5 protein-coding genes are annotated in these 16,433 nt (G+C 73.4%); all 5 read right to left on the minus strand.

Features of this window, described 5'->3' with window-relative positions:
* Nucleotides 1–15 precede the first annotated feature (15 nt).
* Nucleotides 16–1,062 carry a 3,5-dihydroxyphenylacetyl-CoA synthase DpgA gene (dpgA, locus tag IG94_RS0133515; RefSeq protein ID WP_031046197.1) on the minus strand — a complete coding sequence of 349 codons (1,047 nt, stop codon included), beginning with the start codon at nucleotides 1,060–1,062 and terminating at the stop codon, nucleotides 16–18.
* 126 nt (nucleotides 1,063–1,188) lie between these two features.
* On the minus strand, nucleotides 1,189–2,094 hold the full coding sequence (locus IG94_RS0133520; protein ID WP_052410992.1) for a TauD/TfdA dioxygenase family protein: 906 nt from the start codon (nucleotides 2,092–2,094) through the stop codon (nucleotides 1,189–1,191).
* Between the two features lie 67 nt (nucleotides 2,095–2,161).
* Complete coding sequence (locus IG94_RS0133525; RefSeq protein ID WP_031046203.1) at nucleotides 2,162–3,076, minus strand: sulfotransferase domain-containing protein; 915 nt, start codon at nucleotides 3,074–3,076, stop codon at nucleotides 2,162–2,164.
* A 98-nt stretch (nucleotides 3,077–3,174) separates the two neighbouring features.
* A complete protein-coding gene (locus IG94_RS0133530) occupies nucleotides 3,175–4,392 on the minus strand; it encodes a cytochrome P450 (RefSeq protein WP_031046205.1) in 1,218 nt (405 codons plus the stop codon).
* A gap of 34 nt (nucleotides 4,393–4,426) precedes the next feature.
* Nucleotides 4,427–16,423 carry an amino acid adenylation domain-containing protein gene (locus tag IG94_RS0133535; RefSeq protein ID WP_078892527.1) on the minus strand — a complete coding sequence of 3,999 codons (11,997 nt, stop codon included), beginning with the start codon at nucleotides 16,421–16,423 and terminating at the stop codon, nucleotides 4,427–4,429.
* Nucleotides 16,424–16,433 lie beyond the last annotated feature (10 nt).

A 16,433-nucleotide genomic window follows, 5' to 3' on the forward strand; every position in this document is an offset into this window, starting at 1 on the left:
CACCAGCTCCTTTCCTCACCAGCGCACCAGGGCCGTCTCGATGGTCGAGCCCGGCCCCATCGTCATCAGGACTCCGAGGTCGCCGGGGACGGCGGCCTTCTCGTCGCGCAGCCGCTCGTAGGAGAACAGGAACGATCCGCTGGAGAGGTTGCCGTGGTCGCGCAGCACTCCGGTGGTGTGCCGCACGTCGTGCCGGGACAGTTCGAGGTTCACCCGGATCGCGTCGATGACCTTCTTGCCGCCGGAGTGCACCACCCAGTGGTCGATGTCCCCGGTGCCCAGTCCGGTGCCGTCCAGGAGGCGGGAGACCGCCGTCTCGGCGTGCGCGCCGACGACGTAGGGCACGTCGGCGTCGAGGTAGAAGCTGAACTTGCCGTGCGCGTCGTCCCAGTCGTAGCGCATCGCGGAGACGGCCTCGGGGATGATGTGGCTGGCGAACCTCAGCAGTTCGGGGCCGGGCGGCGCCTCGTCGCCGGGGTGCTCCCGGGCGCGGACGGCGACGGCCGCCGCGCCGTCCCCGAACAGGCTGTTGACCACCGAGGAGCGCATGGTGCCGTCGAAGACGTAGGCGGCGGAGCAGGCCTCCACGCAGACCATCAGGGCGAGTTCGCCGGGGTGGCCGCCGGCCCAGCCCGCGACGGCGTTGAGCGCGTTGAGCCCGGCGTTGCAGCCCATGCCGACGACGTCCAGTCGCTGGCAGGACGGATGGATGCCGAGGTCCCGGATGAGGAGCGCGGAGAGGCCGGGCGTGAGCAGTCCGGTGGAGGTGACGCAGCACAGGTAGCGGACGTCGGCGAGTTCCGCGCCGGCGTCCGCCAGGCAGCGTTCGACCGCCTCCCGGCCCATCCGCAGCCCGGTCTCGGTGTGCTTGCGCAGCAGGTCGCCCTGGGACTCCTCAAGAGGTTTCCCGTCGGGGCCGATCGGGGGCAGGGTGAGGTTGCGGCGCTCGATGTTGCCGCCGAGGAAGACGGAGCGGATGCGCCGGTCGGTGATGCCGAAGGTGTCGAGGACCTCCCGCTGGGTGTACGAGACGGGCGGTACGGCGGTGCCCACACCGGCCAGTCCCGGGGACCCGGCGGCTGCTCGCTGCGGCGGCCCGGGTGCCCGGCCGGCCGGTTGCTGGGTTCCGCGCACGTCTTCCTCCGTCTTTCCTGCGTGGGGATGTCCTCCGCGGGGTGCGGGACCGGCTCAGTAGCCGACCTTGGCGTTGATGCGGCGCGGGTAGTACCGCTCGTCACCGTTGCGCCGGTACTCGGGCCGGCGGGGGGTGTTGCTGGAGGGCACGTCGCCGTTGACCGTGACGCGCTGGCCGCGGCGGTGCTCCTGGTAGTCGTTGATGGCGATGTGCTGGGTGACGCGGTTGTCCCACAGGGCCACGGTGTGCGGGTCCCAGCGGTGCCGGAGGGTGAAGGCCGGCTGCTCGGAGTGCTCGAACAGGTGCTGCAGGACGGTGTCGCTCTCCTGCCGGGTGAGCTGCGGGATGTGCGAGGTCCACATCCGGGTGACGTAGAGCGACTTGCGTCCGGTCACCGGGTGGACGCGGACGACGGGGTGCTCGGCGGACATCTCGACGACGGGCGGGATCTTCAGGACGTGGACCGCGGTGAGCCCTTCGAGCATCTCCCGGAACGGCTCGGAGAGCGTCTCGTACGCCCGGTACTGGTTGCTCCACATGGTGTCGCCGCCCGCGGAGGGGGTGTCGATCAGGTGCAGGATGGACGCGATCGGCGGGCTGGGGCTGAAGCTGACGTCGATGTGCCACTCGTCGGCCTTGCCGCCCTTGTCGGGTTCGATCACCGTGATCTCGGGGTGGTCCGCCAGCTTGGGCAGGAAGGGGTGGACCTCCACCTCGCCGAAGCGCCGGCCGAACGCCACGTGCCCGGCGGGGGTCAGCTTCTCCTGGTCCGGGAAGAACAGCACGAGGTGTTCGAGCATCAGCTCGTGGATCAGGTCGAACTGCGCGTCGGTGAGGTCGTTGAGGTCGATGCCGCGGACCTCGGCCCCGAGGGCGCCGGAGACGCGGCGGACGTCGAGGGCGGGGGCGGTGGCGGGCCGGGCGGCGGTGGCGGGCTGCGGTGGCGCGGACGGGGTCACTGCGGGGTCTCCTTCGAGTCGTGGTGTGGGCGGCGAAGCACCGCGTCGGCGAACCGCCGGGCAGGCGTCACGGGCGGGCGCCGCCCGCCGCTCCGCCGTGCAGCCAGTCGAGGAACTCCTTCGGGGCGAGGGCACCGACGCGCTCGTGGTAGGCGTCGAGGTCGGCGTCGGTCAGGACGCCGCGGGCGCCACCGGAGCGTCCCGAGCGGAAGAACTCCGCGGGGTCCGCGAGGATCTCCTTGTCCGGCGCCAGGTGCTCCGCGCGGCCCTTCATCTCGTCGAAGGTCGCCGCCCGCACCAGCTCCGGCCAGACGGCCGGGTCCACGGTGATGCCCAGCCACTCGGCCAGCGCCGCCATCTGGCCCTCCAGGTCGGCGCACAGGTCCTCGTAGTGCAGCAGCCGTACGTTCGGCTCGTCACGCCGGTTCCAGGCGTCGAGCGGGTGGTGGAGTTCGGCGGCGGCCACGTCCTGCTCCCAGCCGTCGGACTCGCCGGCGCGGCACCAGTTCAGCAGGTACTCGCGAGCCCGCCCGGAGTACTTCTCGGAGTCCTGGTCGCTGTTGAAGGCGCGCAGCCACTCGGCGCGGACGTTGGCGACCTGGTGGTACATGGACAGGGCCCGGTCCAGGGGGTGCCGGTTGACGACGAGGTAGCTGACGCGCGGGTCGAGGGGCAGTCCGTCGAGCGGGACGTGCGTCTTGATGACGCGCCGGTGCTCCTGCTCGGCGAGCAGCGCGTACATCTGGTCCTGCGGCGTGAAGAGCTGGTCCAGCCACGGCGACAGGGCAGACAGCGGCTTGGGGAGTTCCGGGGTCTGGAACACGAGCAGCGCACAGATCATCTGCACCCATGTCGTACCGGCCTTCGCCGGACTGCTGACGACGATGTCGCCCTCGCGCAGCGGGAAGTCGTCCCAGCGGGCACTGTCCTGCTGCGGCGACTTGTACCGGCGCGGTGCTTGAGTCAGTGTCTGATCACTCATGGCGACGTTCCTCACTGGTGCACGGGAGGGGCAGCGGATCGGTCACAATCTGCCGTGGCGGGGGCCGGACGGCATCCACGTTCGCCACAGTTACGCGTCTACGCGTCCCAGGTGACGGGCAGGCTCTTCACGCCGTAGACGTCCGCGATCTCCGCCTCGGGGCGCAGGGCGATCTGCTCGGCGGGTACGGCGAGGCGCAGCGTCGGGAAGCGGTTGACCAGGGCCGGGAACGCCACCTTCATCTGGACGCGGGCCAGTTGCTGGCCCAGGCACTGGTGGATGCCGTGTCCGAAGGCGATGTGCGCGCCCTCCTGGCGGTGCAGGTCGAGCCGGTGGGGGTCGGTGAAGCGCTCGGGGTCGCGGTTGGCCGTGTTGTAGCTCAGGATCAGTGAGGTGCCGGCCTTGACGGTGTGCCCGCCGAGTTCCACGTCCCGCAGTGCCGTCCGCATGAAGGTCTTGCCGACGCTCAGGTAGCGCAGCAGCTCCTCCACGGCCCGGTCGGCGAGCGCGGGGTCGGCGCGCAGCGCGGCGAGCTGTTCGGGGTGGCGCAGCAGCGCGAAGGTGCCGAGACCGATCATGTGCATGGTGGTGTCGAGTCCGGCCGCGAGCAGGAAGAGGGACATCCCGACCAGTTCCTCGTCGGTGAGGTCCCCGTCGGTGAGTTCGCTGAGCACGTCGTCGGTGGGGCGGGCGCGTTTGGCGGCCACCAGCGCGGCGAGGTGGGCGCGGGTCGCGTGGTAGGCCGCTATGAGGTCGTCGCGGTCGGACTCCAGGTCCCGGAAGGCGTCGACCTGTTTCTGGAAGGTGGCGCGCTCCTCGTGCGGGACGCCCAGCAGTTCGCAGATGGTGACGGCGGGGATGGGTTTGGCGTAGGCGGTCACCAGGTCGGTGGGCCCTCCGGCCAGTTCCATGGCGTCGAGGTGTTCGGCGGTGATCTCCTCGATGCGTCGGGTCAGCAGCCGCATGCGCCGCACGGTGAACTTGCCCATCAGCGGCTTGCGGTAGCGGCCGTGGCGTGGTTCGTCCATGAAGAGGAACTCGCCCGGGGGCGCCGGTTCGAGTTCGACGTCCCCGTGGTCGACGGTCGGGTGGCGCAGGAGTTCCCAGCGCGAGCTGAACCGGGGGTCGGCCAGCACCGACCGGATGAGGTCGTATCCGGTGACCAGCCATCCGTCGACGCCGCCGGGGAAGACGTAGCGGCTGATGGGGCCGTGGCGGCGGGCTTCGAGCAGTTCGGCCGGCGGGTCGAACGGCCGGTCGGGCCGGCGTCGCGTCGGCATGGTGGTGACGGTGTACAGGGGGTCGCCCACGGCCATCCTCGTCTCGCAGGGGCTTCGGTCCGCCGGGCCGTTACGCCCGGTCGGGGTCGTTGTCGGTGTCGGTGTCGTCGGTGTCGGTCGGTTCCAGCTCGCCCGCCGCGATGTCCCAGATCCGCCGGACGACGTCCGGGTTCAGGAGCATGTCGCGGTGGGCGCAGTCGAGCACGTGCTCCCGTACCTCGCCGGAGACGAAGGGGCGCCACAGTGCCGCCTTCGTCTCGGAGTCGGCGGAGACGAGCAGCAGGGTGCCGGTGGTCTTCCGGGTGCGGTGGGCGAGCAGGATGCGGGTGTTGTTGCGGACGATGCGGAGGTACGCCTCGTGCTCCTCACCGGTGAGTGCGCCGGCCACCGTCTCCTCCTGTTCGGCGAAGCCCGCCCGCTGCTCGGCGGTGGCGGGGCCGTCCACGGGGCTGGAGTCCAGCAGGACGAGGGCGGCCACCTCTTCTCCCGCGTCCTGGAGCTGGGCCGCCATCTCCTGGACGACGTTGCCGCCGAAGGACCAGCCGAGCAGGTGGTAGGGGCCGGCGGGCTGCACGGTGCGGATCTGCTCGACGTAGTCGGCGGCCATCCGGGGCAGCGAGTCGGGCAGTTCCGCGCTGCCGGTGTCCATGCCGCGGGGGCGCAGGGCGTACAGCGGCTGGTCGCCCGGCGCGGCGTCGGTGAGCCAGCCGTACTCCCAGCCGAGGCCGAGCACGGTGTGGGCGCAGAACAGCGGGGGCCTTTCGCCCGTGGAGCGCATGGGCACCAGCACGTCGGCGGTCCCCTGCCGTCCCTCCCGGGCGATCCAGGCCAGCAGGCCGGCGACGGTGGGTGCCTCGAACACGGCCCGGACCGGGACGTCGGCGCCGACGACCACCCTGATGCGGTTGACGAGCCGTACGGCGAGCAGCGAGTGGCCGCCGAGGTCGAAGAAGCTCGCGTCGACGCCGACGGGTGAGACGCCGAGCACCTGCTCGAAGACGGAGCACAGCAGCTGCTCGCGCAGGGTGGCGGGTGCCCGGCCGCCGGTCGCGAGGGCGGTGTAGTCGGGGGCGGGCAGGGCGGCCCGGTCGAGTTTGCCGTTGGGGGTGAGCGGCAGCGTGTCCAGCGGCGTCAGCACGGGCGGCACCAGGTGCTCCGGGAGGCGCTCCGCCAGGTACTCCCTGACCTGCGCCACCAGGTCCGCCCCGTCGTCGCCGGCGGCGGCCGGTACCAGGTAGCCGACGAGGGCGGGGTCGCCGCCGGGGCCCTCGCGGGTGACGACGGCGGCCTGGGCGACCTCCGGGTGGGTGGCCAGGGTCGCCTCGACCTCGCCCGGCTCGACCCGGAAGCCGCGGATCTTCACCTGGTCGTCCGCGCGGTCGAGGAACTCCAGGTGGCCCCCGGCCGTCCAGCGCACGATGTCGCCGGTGCGGTACATCCGCTCGCCCGCCGGTCCGTACGGGCAGGCCACGAAGCGCTCGGAGGTGAGTACCGGCCGGCCCAGGTAGCCGCGGGCCAGGCCGGTGCCGGCGACGTACAGTTCACCGGCGGTGCCGGGGGGCACGGGCAGCAGGCCGTCGTCGAGGACGTACGCCCTGATGTTGCGCAGGGGGCGTCCGATGGGCACGGAGGCGCCGTCCTGTGCCGCGTCGCACGGCCAGGCGGTGACGGCGACGGACGCCTCGGTGGGGCCGTAGAGGTTGTGCAGCTCCGCGTCCAGGGTCTGCCGGAAGCGGTCGCGCACGGCGGCCGGGAGCGCCTCGCCGAGGCAGAGGACCGTCCGCAGGCTCGTGCACCGCCCGGCGGCGCCGCCGTCGAGGAATGTCCGCAGCACGGAGGGGACGAACTGGGCGACGGTCACCCGTTCCCGGTCGACGAGGTCGGCGAGGTACTCGGGGTCCGCGTGGGAGCCGGGGCCGCTCAGGACCACCGCCGCACCGTTCAGCAGGGGCCAGAAGATCTCCCACACCGAGGCGTCGAAGCCGAACGACGCCCGCTGCAGCATGCGGTCGGCCGGTTCGAGGCGGTACTCCTCCTGCATCCAGGCCAGTTGGTTGACCACGCCGGAGTGCGGGACGACGACGCCCTTCGGGGTGCCGGTGGAGCCGGAGGTGTACATCACGTAGGCCGGGTGGTGCGGCCGCAGCGGCGTCCCCCGGTCGGCGTCGGTGACGGCCGCGGGCGCCGGGGTGTCCCGGAGCCCGTCGGCCAGGGGCCCGTCGAGGTCGATCCACCGGGCCGGCGTTCCGGCCTCGGTGCCGCCGAGCCGGGCCGTGGTCTCCGCGGTGCTCAGCACGAGGACCGGCGAGGCGTCGGTGAGCACGAGGTCGGTGCGCCGCCGCGGCTGGCCGGGGTCGACGGGCAGGTAGGCGGCGCCGGTCCTGACGACGGCCAGGAGCGCGACGATCTGTTCCACCGACCGGTCGAGGGCCACGCCGACCAGGGTCTCCGGCGCGGCTCCGAGGCCGATGAGGTGCCGGGCGAGCCGGCCGGAGCGCTCGTCGAGTTCGGCGTAGGTGATCTCCGCGCCGTCGTGGACCAGGGCGACGGCGTCGGGGGTGCGGGCGGCCTGCCGGTCGAAGAGCCCGGCGAGGGTGCCGTCCGGGAGGGGGCCGGCGGTGTCGTTCCACTCCTCGGTGACGCGCCGCCGCTCGGCGTCGTCGAGGAGGTCGACGCGGGTCACCGGGAGGGTGGGGTCGGCGGCCACCGTCTCCAGGACCCGCAGGAGCCGCGCGGTGAGCGTCTGCACGGTGGAGCGGTCGAAGAGTTCGGCGGCATAGACGACCTCTCCGTCGAGTCCGGCGGGCGCGCCCGACTCGTCGAAGCTCTCCCGGACCTCGAAGTCCAGGTCGAACCGGGCCGTCAGGGCCCCGGCCGGCTCCTCGCGCACCTGCACGCCGGGGAGGCTGAGCGTGCCCCGCTGGTTGTTCTGCACGGCGAGCATCACCTGGAACAGGGGGTTGCGGGCCATGGAGCGGGCCGGGGCCAGCTCCTCCACCAGCCTCTCGAAGGGCACGTCCTGGTGCTCGAAGGCGTCCAGTCCGGCCGTGCGCACCCGGTCGAGCAGTTCCAGGAAGTCGGGGTCCCCCGACAGGTCGGTGCGCAGCACCAGGGTGCCCGCGAAGTAGCCGACGAGGTCGTCCAGGGCCTGGTCGGTGCGGCCGGCGACGGGGCTGCCCAGCACGATGTCGCGTCCGGCGCCGCTCTTCGACAGCAGCACCGCGACCGCCGCGTGCAGCAGCATGAACATGGTGACGCCCTGTCCGAGTGCCAGCTCGGCCAGCCGTGCGTGCAGGGGTGCCGGGATGTTCAGCGGCACCAGTCCGGCCCGGTGGTCCGACACCGCCGGTCGGGGCCGGTCGACGGGCAAGGCGAGCTCCTGGGGGGCGTCCCGCAGCCGCTCCTTCCAGTGGGCGACCTGTGTGGCGAGCACGCTGTCGGGGTCGTCCACGTCGCCGAGGAAGTCCCGCTGCCACAGGGTGTGGTCGGCGTACTGCACAGGCAGCGGTTCCCATTCGGGGGCGCGTCCGGCGGCGCGCGCCAGGTACGCCTGCGAGAGGTCCCGCCACAGCGGGCCCATCGACCATCCGTCGCCGGCGATGTGGTGGACGGTCGCCGAGAGCACCCATTCTCCCGGACGCAGGGAGAACAGCGCGGTCTTCAGGGGCAGTTCGCGGGCCAGGTCGAAGGGGTGGGCGGCGAGCGCGTCGAGCCGGCCGGCCAGTTCCTCCTCGGTGACGGCGGTGACCGGCAGGTCCACGGCCGCCTCCTCGACGGCCAGGACGTGCTGGCTCGGCTCGTCGTCGACGAGGGGGAAGGTGGTGCGCAGGCTCTCGTGCCGGGCGACGACGTCGGCGAGGGCCAGGCGCAGCAGCCCGGGGTCCAGGTCGCCGGTGAGGCGCAGCACGAGGCAGATGTTGTAGAGGTGGTTGGGGCCTTCGATGCGGTCCACGAACCAGAGGCGGCTCTGGCCGTAGGACAGGGGCAGCACCGGTGGCCGGGGCATCGGAACGACGGCGGGACGGGCCCGGCCGCCGGCCCGGGTCAGCTGCCGCGCGAGGCCGGACACGGTCGGGTTCTCGAAGACGGTGGCCACGGAGGTCTCGGCGCCCAGTACGGCGCGGATGCGGCTGACCAGCCGGACCGCGAGCAGCGAGTGCCCGCCCAGGGCGAAGAAGTCGTCGTCGACGCCGACGCGGGGCAGGCGCAGCACGTCGGCGAAGACGACGCCGAGCAGTTCCTCGTACGGCGAGGCAGGGCCGCGTGCGACGCTGACGGCGGCCATCGGGTCGGGGACGGGCAGGCCGGCCCGGTCGACCTTCCCGTTCGGGGTGAGCGGCAGCCGGTCCAGGACGGTCACGAACGGCGGCACGAGGTGGTCCGGCAGCCGGTCGGCGACGAAGTGCCGGATGCGGTCGGCCAGTTCACGGCCGGAGACGGCGGGGTCCGCCGGTGCCGCGTAGGCGGCGAGGCGCTTGTCGCCGGGGGTGTCCTCGCGGACCACGACGACGGCCTGGGCCACGTCGGGGTGGGCGGAGACGGTGGCCTCCACCTCCCCGGGTTCGACGCGGAAGCCGCCGATCTTGGCCTGGTCGTCGGCCCGGCCGACGAACTCCAGCACCCCGTCGGCCCGCCACCGCACGAGGTCGCCGGTGCGGTACATCCGGGCACCGCCGTCCTCGAACGGGCAGGCGGTGAACCGCTCGGCGCTCAGGCCCGGACGGTTCGCGTAGCCGCGGGCGAGGCCGTCGCCCGCGATGTACAGCTCTCCGGGCACGCCGACGGGGACGGGCCGCAGGGCGCCGTCGAGGACGTAGGCGCGGGTGCGGGCCAGCGGGCGGCCCAGCGGGATCGCCCGGCCGCTGTCGACGTCCGCGCGGGTGACGGGGTGGGTGTGGGTGTAGGTGACGCTCTCGGTGGGGCCGTAGCCGTTCATCAGCCGGGTGCCGGGCAGGGTGTCGAGCAGGGTGCGGCAGTGTTCGACGGAGAGCGCCTCGCCGCCGGTCAGTACGGAGCGGACGCCGCGCAGCGCCTCGACGTCGAGGTCGATGACCTGGTGCAGCAGTCCGGTGGGCAGCAGGGCGACGGTGACCCGGTGCCGGGCGAGGTAGTCGCGGATGTCGGCGACGGACGGGGAGCCCGCCGGGCCCACGGCGAGGGTCGCGCCGTTGAGGAGGGTGGCCCAGATGTCGAAAGTGGTGGAGTCGAAGGAGACGGACCCCAGGTGGGAGACGACGTCTCCGGCGCGCAGATCGGCGTAGTCGGCGGGGCGGACGAGCCGGTCGACGGCGCGGTGGGTGGCGACGACGCCCTTGGGGGTGCCGGTGGATCCGGAGGTGTAGATGGTGTAGGCGGCGGAGTCCGGGTGCGGGGACGTGGCCGTGGGGGTGGCGTCCTCCGCGGCCACCGCGTCCCGGACCGAGGGGTCGTCGAGGACGATGCGGTCCGGTCCGCCGGCGCTCCCGGGCAGCCGGTCCGCGAGGTCGGTGGTGGTGAGGAGGAGGGCGGGGGCGGCGTCGCGCAGCATCAGTTCGATACGGGCGGCGGGGTAGCCGACGTCGACGGGGAGGTAGGCGCCGCCGGTCTTCAGGACGGCGAGGAGGGCGGTGATCGTCTCCGGCGAGCGCTCCATGACGACGGCGACGAGGCGCCCGGGGCCCGCGCCGTGCCGGGTCAGGTAGCGGGCCAGCCGGTCGGAGGCGGCGTCGAGTTCGGCGTACGTCGTCCGGGCGCCGTCGGTGACCAGGGCGGCGGCGTCGGGGGTGCGGGCGGCCTGGGCCCGGAAGTGGTCGGGCACGGTGGCGGCCGGTGCGGCCCGTTCGGTGCGGTTCCACTCGGTGAGGACACGGTGCCGGTCGTCGCTGTCGAGCAGGGCGATGTCGTGGACGCGCCGGGAGGGGTCGGCGACGACGGCGTGCAGGACGAGCAGGAGGCGGTCGAGCAGGGCCTCCACCGTCGTGCGGTCGAAGAGGTCGGCGGCGTAGGTGATGCCGCCGTCGATGCCTGCGGGCCGGCCCTCGTCGTCGAAGGCTTCGGCGACGTGGAGGTCGAGGTCGAACTTGGCGCGGCCCAGTTCGGTGGGGAGCGCCTCCACGCGCAGGCCCGGCAGGTCGACGGTGGCGGCGGGCACGTTCTGCACCGCGAGCAGGATCTGGAAGAGGGGGTGGCGGGCGCGGGACCGCGTGGGTGCCAGTTCCTCCACCAGCCGCTCGAACGGCACGTCCTGGTGTCCCAGGGCGCCCAGCGCCGACCGGCGGACCCTGCCGAGCACCTCGGTGAAGGTGGGGTCGCCGGAGAGGTCGGTGCGCAGCACGAGGGTGTTGACGAAGAAGCCGATCAGGTCGTCGGCGGCCTCGTCGGTGCGGCCCGCCACGGGGCTGCCGATCGGGATGTCCTGGCCGGCACCCAGCCGGGAGAGCAGGACGGCGAGCGCCGCCTGCCACACCATGAAGGCGGTGGCCCCCTGGGCGACGGCGAGTTCCGTCAGGCGGGCGTGCAGGTCGGCGGGCGCGCTCATGGGCACCCAGCCGCCCTCGCGGCTCGCCACGGCGGGACGCGGCCGGTCGGTGGGCAGGGCCAGTTCCTCGGGGCTGCCGTCCAGCGCGTCCCGCCAGTGGGCCACCTGGCCGGCGAGGACGCTGTCGGGGTCGTCGCCGTCGCCCAGCAGACCGCGCTGCCACAGGGTGTGGTCGGCGTACTGCACGGGCAGCGGTTCCCAGCCGGGGGCGCGGCCGGCCCGGCGGGCGGTGTAGGCGGTGGACAGGTCGCGCAGCAGCGGGACCATCGACCAGCCGTCGGCGACGATGTGGTGCGTGACCAGGACCAGCACCGCCTCGTCGGTGTCGGACCCGTCCACGTCGAGGAGGGTGGCCCGCACGGGCGGTCCGGCGGTGAGGTCGAAGACGTGGCCGGCGGCCTCGTCGATCCGGGCCTCCAGTTCCCCGCGGCCCACGGACTCGACGGCGAAGTACGGGGGGAAGTCGTCGAGGGAGACGATGTCCTGGTAGGGGTCGCCGTCGGCGTGCAGGAACCGGGTGCGCAGACTCTCGTGCCGGGTGAGCAGGTCGGTCCAGGCCGCCCGGAGTGCGCCGGTGTCGAGTGCGCCGGTCAGCCGGAGCGCGAGCGGGACGTTGTAGAGGGGTCCGGCCGCCTCCAGCCGGTCCACGAACCACAGGCGGCGCTGGGCGTAGGAGAGCGGCAGCCGAGGGGGCCGGGGCCCGGCGGCGAGGGCGGGCCGCAGGACGCCGGTGGAGCCGGCGGCCTCGACGGTGGGGGCGAGACCGGCGACGGTGGAGGTCTCGAAGACCGCCTGTACGGGGATCTCGGCGCCGAGGACGCTGCGGATGCGGCTGACCAGGCGCACGGCCAGCAGCGAGTGGCCGCCGAGGGCGAAGAAGTCGTCGTCCACCCCGACCCGGGGTACGCCCAGGACCTGGGCGAAGACGGAGCAGAGGAGGTCCTCGCGCAGGGACGGCGGCCGGCGTGCCGCGCCCGTGCTCGCCGCCTCGGGGGCGGGCAGCGCCGCGCGGTCCACCTTGCCGTTGGCGGTGAGCGGCAGTCGGTCCAGGACGACGACGGCGTCCGGCACGAGGTACTCGGGCAGCCGGCCGGCGACGAACTCCCGGACGTCCGGGAGGGCTTCGCCGGGCGCCGCGGTCAGGTGGGCCACCAGGCGCTTGTCTCCGGGGGTGTCCTCGCGGACGGTGACGACGGCCTGGGCGACGGCGGGGTGTCCGGCCAGGATCTTCTCGACCTCGCCGGGCTCGACCCGGAATCCGCGGATCTTCACCTGGTCGTCGGCCCGGGACACGAACTCCAGCGCGCCGTCGGCCCGTCGGCGCACGATGTCCCCGGTGCGGTACATGCGGGCGCCGGGTACGTCGAACGGGCAGGCCACGAACCGCTCGGCGGTGAGTCCGGGGCGGGCGACGTAGCCGCGGGCGAGTCCGGCGCCCGCGATGTACGCCTCGCCCGCGACGCCCGCCGGGACCGGTTGGAGGCTGTCGTCGAGGACGTACACGCCGGTGTTGTCCATGGCGCGGCCGATCGACACGACGTCGCCCAGGGCGTCGGGCTCGGTGAGCGGGATCTGGGTGGCGATGACGGTCGCCTCGGTCGGCCCGTAGCTGCTGCGGACGACGATGCCGGGGACCGCTTCGAGGACGCGGCGGACCGCCTCCTTGGGGACGACGTCGGCGCCGGTGAGCACGTCGTGGACGCCGGTGAAGGCGGCCGGGTCCTCTTCGGCGATGACCCGGAACAGGCCGGCGGTCAGATGGGCGTGGGTGAGTCCGTGGTCGGCGACGAGGGAACGCAGGCGGGCGGCGTCGGTCCGCCCGGGCGGGGTGACGATCAGGGTGCCGCCGGTGAGCAGCCGTACCCACACCTCGACGGTGGACCCGTCGAAGGTGTGCGGCGCGGCGAACATGCCGCGCGCGGTGCCGGGGAACTGCCAGCAGCGGTCGCCGGCGAGGTCCACGATGTCGCGGTGGGTGGTGCCGATGCCCTTGGGTTCGCCGGTGGAGCCGGAGGTGAACATGAGGTAGGCGAGCTGGTCGGGCAGGCTGCGTCCGGCGACGGTGCCGGCGGGCCGGTCGGCCCACTCGGCGTCTCCCGCGTCGGCGACGACGACGGTGGCGAACCGGCCGCGCGCCGCTTCGGCGTACCGCTGGTCGGCCAGGCAGACCCCGGCTCCGGCGAGGGCGATCATTTCGGCGGTGCGGGAGTCGGGTTGGGCGGGGTCGAGCGTGAGGTAGGCGCCGCCCGCCTTGAGTACGGCCAGCAGGGTGGTGACCACGTCCGGGGAGCGGTCCATGACGACGGCGACCACGGTCTCCGGGCCGATGCCGAGGTCGATGAGGTGGTGGGCGAGCCGGTTGGAGCGGGCGTCCAGTTGTCCGTAGGTGACCGGTTCGGCCCCGGTGTCGAGGGCGACGGCCTTCGGCGCGCGGGAGGCGCGGACGGCGAACAGCTCGGGGACGGTGAGTGCCAGGGTGTCGCTGCGGGCGCCGTTCGACTCGGTGAGCAGGCGCCGCCGTTCGGCGGGGTCGAAGACGTCGATGCGGGAGACCCGGCGGGCGGGGTCGGCGGTGACCGCGTCCAGGACGCGCAGCAGCCGGGCGACGAGGCTCTCGGCGGTGGAGTGGTCGAAGAGGTCGGTGGCGTAGGTGAGCCCTCCGGCCATGCCGCTCGGCGCTCCGTCCGCGTCGTGGAGTTCGACGACCTGGACGTCGAGGTCGACCTTGGCCGTGGTGGGTTTGCCGGGTCCGGCGTCGACGTCCAGGCCGGGCAGCGCGACCTGGGCCTGCGGCATGTTCTGCACGGCGACCAGGACCTGGAAGAAGGGGACGCGGTCGGTGTAGCGGGCGGGTGCCAGCTTCTCCACGAGGCGGTCGAAGGGGACGTCCTGGTGGTCGAGGGCGTCCAGTGCCGTGCCGCGCACCCGGGCGAGCACGTCGGTGAAGGCGGGGTCGCCGGACAGGTCGGTACGCAGCACGAGGGTGTTGAGGAAGAACCCGACCAGGTCCTCCAGCGACTCGTCGGTGCGGCCCGCGACCGGGCTGCCCAGGGGGATGTCCTCCCCCGCGCCCAGCCGCGAGAGCAGTACGGCCACCGCCGCCTGCCACACCATGAACATCGTCACGCCCTCCGACCGCGCCAGCTCGGCCATCCGGGCGTGCAGTCCGGCGGGGACTTCGATGTCGGCCCAGCCGCCGCCGCGTCCGGGCCTGGCCGGTCGGGGCCGGTCGAACGGCAGGGCGAGTTCGCGGGGGACGCCGTCGAGGGTGGCCCGCCAGTGCTCGACCTGCGCGGTGAGCCGGCTGCCGGCGGCGTCCTCGTCGCCGAACAGCCGCTGCTGCCACAGCGCGTAGTCGGCGTACTGCACCGGCAGCGGGGGGAAGTCCGGGGTCTTGCCCGAGCGGCGTGCCGCGTACGCCGTCGACACGTCCCGCCACAGGGGTGCCAGGGACCAGCCGTCACCGGCGATGTGGTGCACGACGAGGACGAGGACGGAACTCTCCTCGCCCGACGTCAGCAGCGCGGCATGCACGGGGAGTTCACCGGCCAGGTCGAAGACGTGACCGGAGACCTCCTCGATCCGCGCCTCCAGCTCACCGGCCGTCACCGGCACCACCGGCAGCTCCACCCGCGCCTCCGCAACAGGCACGACCTCCTGGAACGGCTCCCCCTCCACCTGCGGGAACCTCGTACGCAACGCCTCGTGCCGCCCCACCACATCACCCAGCGCCGCACCCAGCGCCCCCACATCCACCCGACCCGACAAACGCACCACCAACGGAATGTTGTACAGCGCGCTCGCACCCTCCAACCGGTCCACGAACCACAACCGACGCTGCGCGTACGACAACGGCAACCGCCCCGGCCCGGACGGCTGCGTGTCCAGCTCGGGGGCCGCCGCGTCGTCGGCCGGCACGACGTGTACGCGGCCCTCGTCGTCCCAGCGGGCCTGTGCGCCGGTGGGTCGCATGACGGACTCCTCCTCGGTGAACGGGCAGGCGACCGTGGAGTCCGCGGACGCGTCGCAGGTGGTGTAGAGCAGTCCGGTGACGCCGGGCGGGACCGGCATGAGGTGGTCGTCGAGGACGAAGACGCGGACGTCCGGGCCGGCGATCGCCGGCTGCCGGCGGGACCACTCCCCCACCAGCCGGCGCCGCTCGGCGTCGTCGAGCACGTCGACGGTGTGCACGGGGCGTCCCGGAGCGTCGGCCACGGCGTCCAGGACGCGCAGCAGCCGGGCGGTCAGGGTCTCGGCGGTGGCGTGGTCGAAGAGGTCGGCGGCGTAGACGAGTTCGCCCGCCATGCCGGTGGGGCGGCCTTCGGCGTCGAAGCTCTCGGCGATCTGCAGGTCGAGGTCGAACTTGGCGTCGCGGACCGCGTGGGGCAGCACCGCCACGTCCACTCCGTCCAGTTCCGGCGCGAGGAGCGGGGTGGACTGCACTTCGAGGACGGTCTGGAAGAAGGGGTGGCGGCCCATCGACCTGGGCGGTGCCAGCTCCTCCACCAGCCGCTCGAACGGGACCTCCTGCCGGTGCAGGGCACTCAGCGTGTCCCGGCGGACGCGGGCGAGTACGTCGGTGAAGGCGGGGTCGCCGGACAGGTCGGTGCGCAGCACGAGGGTGTTGACGAAGCACCCGACCAGGTCCTCCAGCGACTCGTCGGTACGGCCCGCGACCGGGCCGCCCAGCGGGATGTCCTCCCCCGCGCCCAGCCGCGAGAACAGCACGGCCACCGCCGCCTGCCACACCATGAACATCGTCACGCCCTCCGACCGCGCCAACTCGGCCAGTCGCGCATGCAGTCCGGCCGGGACACGCACGGGAACGGCCGCGCCCCGGTGCGTCTTGGCGGACGGTCGCGGCCGGTCGGCGGGGAGGGACAGCTCCTCGGGCACGCCCTCGAGTGCCGTGCGCCAGTGCGCGACCTGCTCCGCCAGCACGCTCCCGGGGTCGGCCGCGTCGCCGAGCAGCTCGCGCTGCCACAGGGTGTAGTCGGCGTACTGCACGGGCAGCGGCGCGAACCGGGGCGTGCTCCCGGCCCGACGCGCGGCGTAGGCGGCGGACAGGTCCCGCCACAGGGGTGCCAGGGACCAGCCGTCACCGGCGATGTGGTGCACGACGAGGACGAGGACGGAACTCTCCTCGTGCCCGTCCTCGTTCTCGTTCTCGTTCTCGTTCTCGTTCTCGTTCTCGTTCTCGTCCAGGGTCAGGAGGGCCGCACGCAGCGGGAGTTCGGCGGCCAGGTCGAAGACGTGACCGGAGACCTCCTCGATCCTCGCCTCCAGCTCACCGGCCGCCACCGGCACCACCGGCAGCTCCACCCGCGCCTCCGCAACAGGCACGACCTCCTGATACGGCTCCCCCTCCACCTGCGGGAACCGCGTACGCAACGCCTCGTGCCGCCCCACCACATCACCCAGCGCCGCACCCAGCGCCCCCACATCCACCCGACCCGACAACCGCACCACCAACGGAATGTTGTACAGCGCGCTCGCACCCTCCAACCGGTCCACGAACCACAACCGACGCTGCGCGTACGACAACGGCAACCGCCCCGGC

This window comes from Streptomyces olivaceus (assembly GCF_000721235.1).
Lineage (GTDB): Bacteria > Actinomycetota > Actinomycetes > Streptomycetales > Streptomycetaceae > Streptomyces > Streptomyces olivaceus.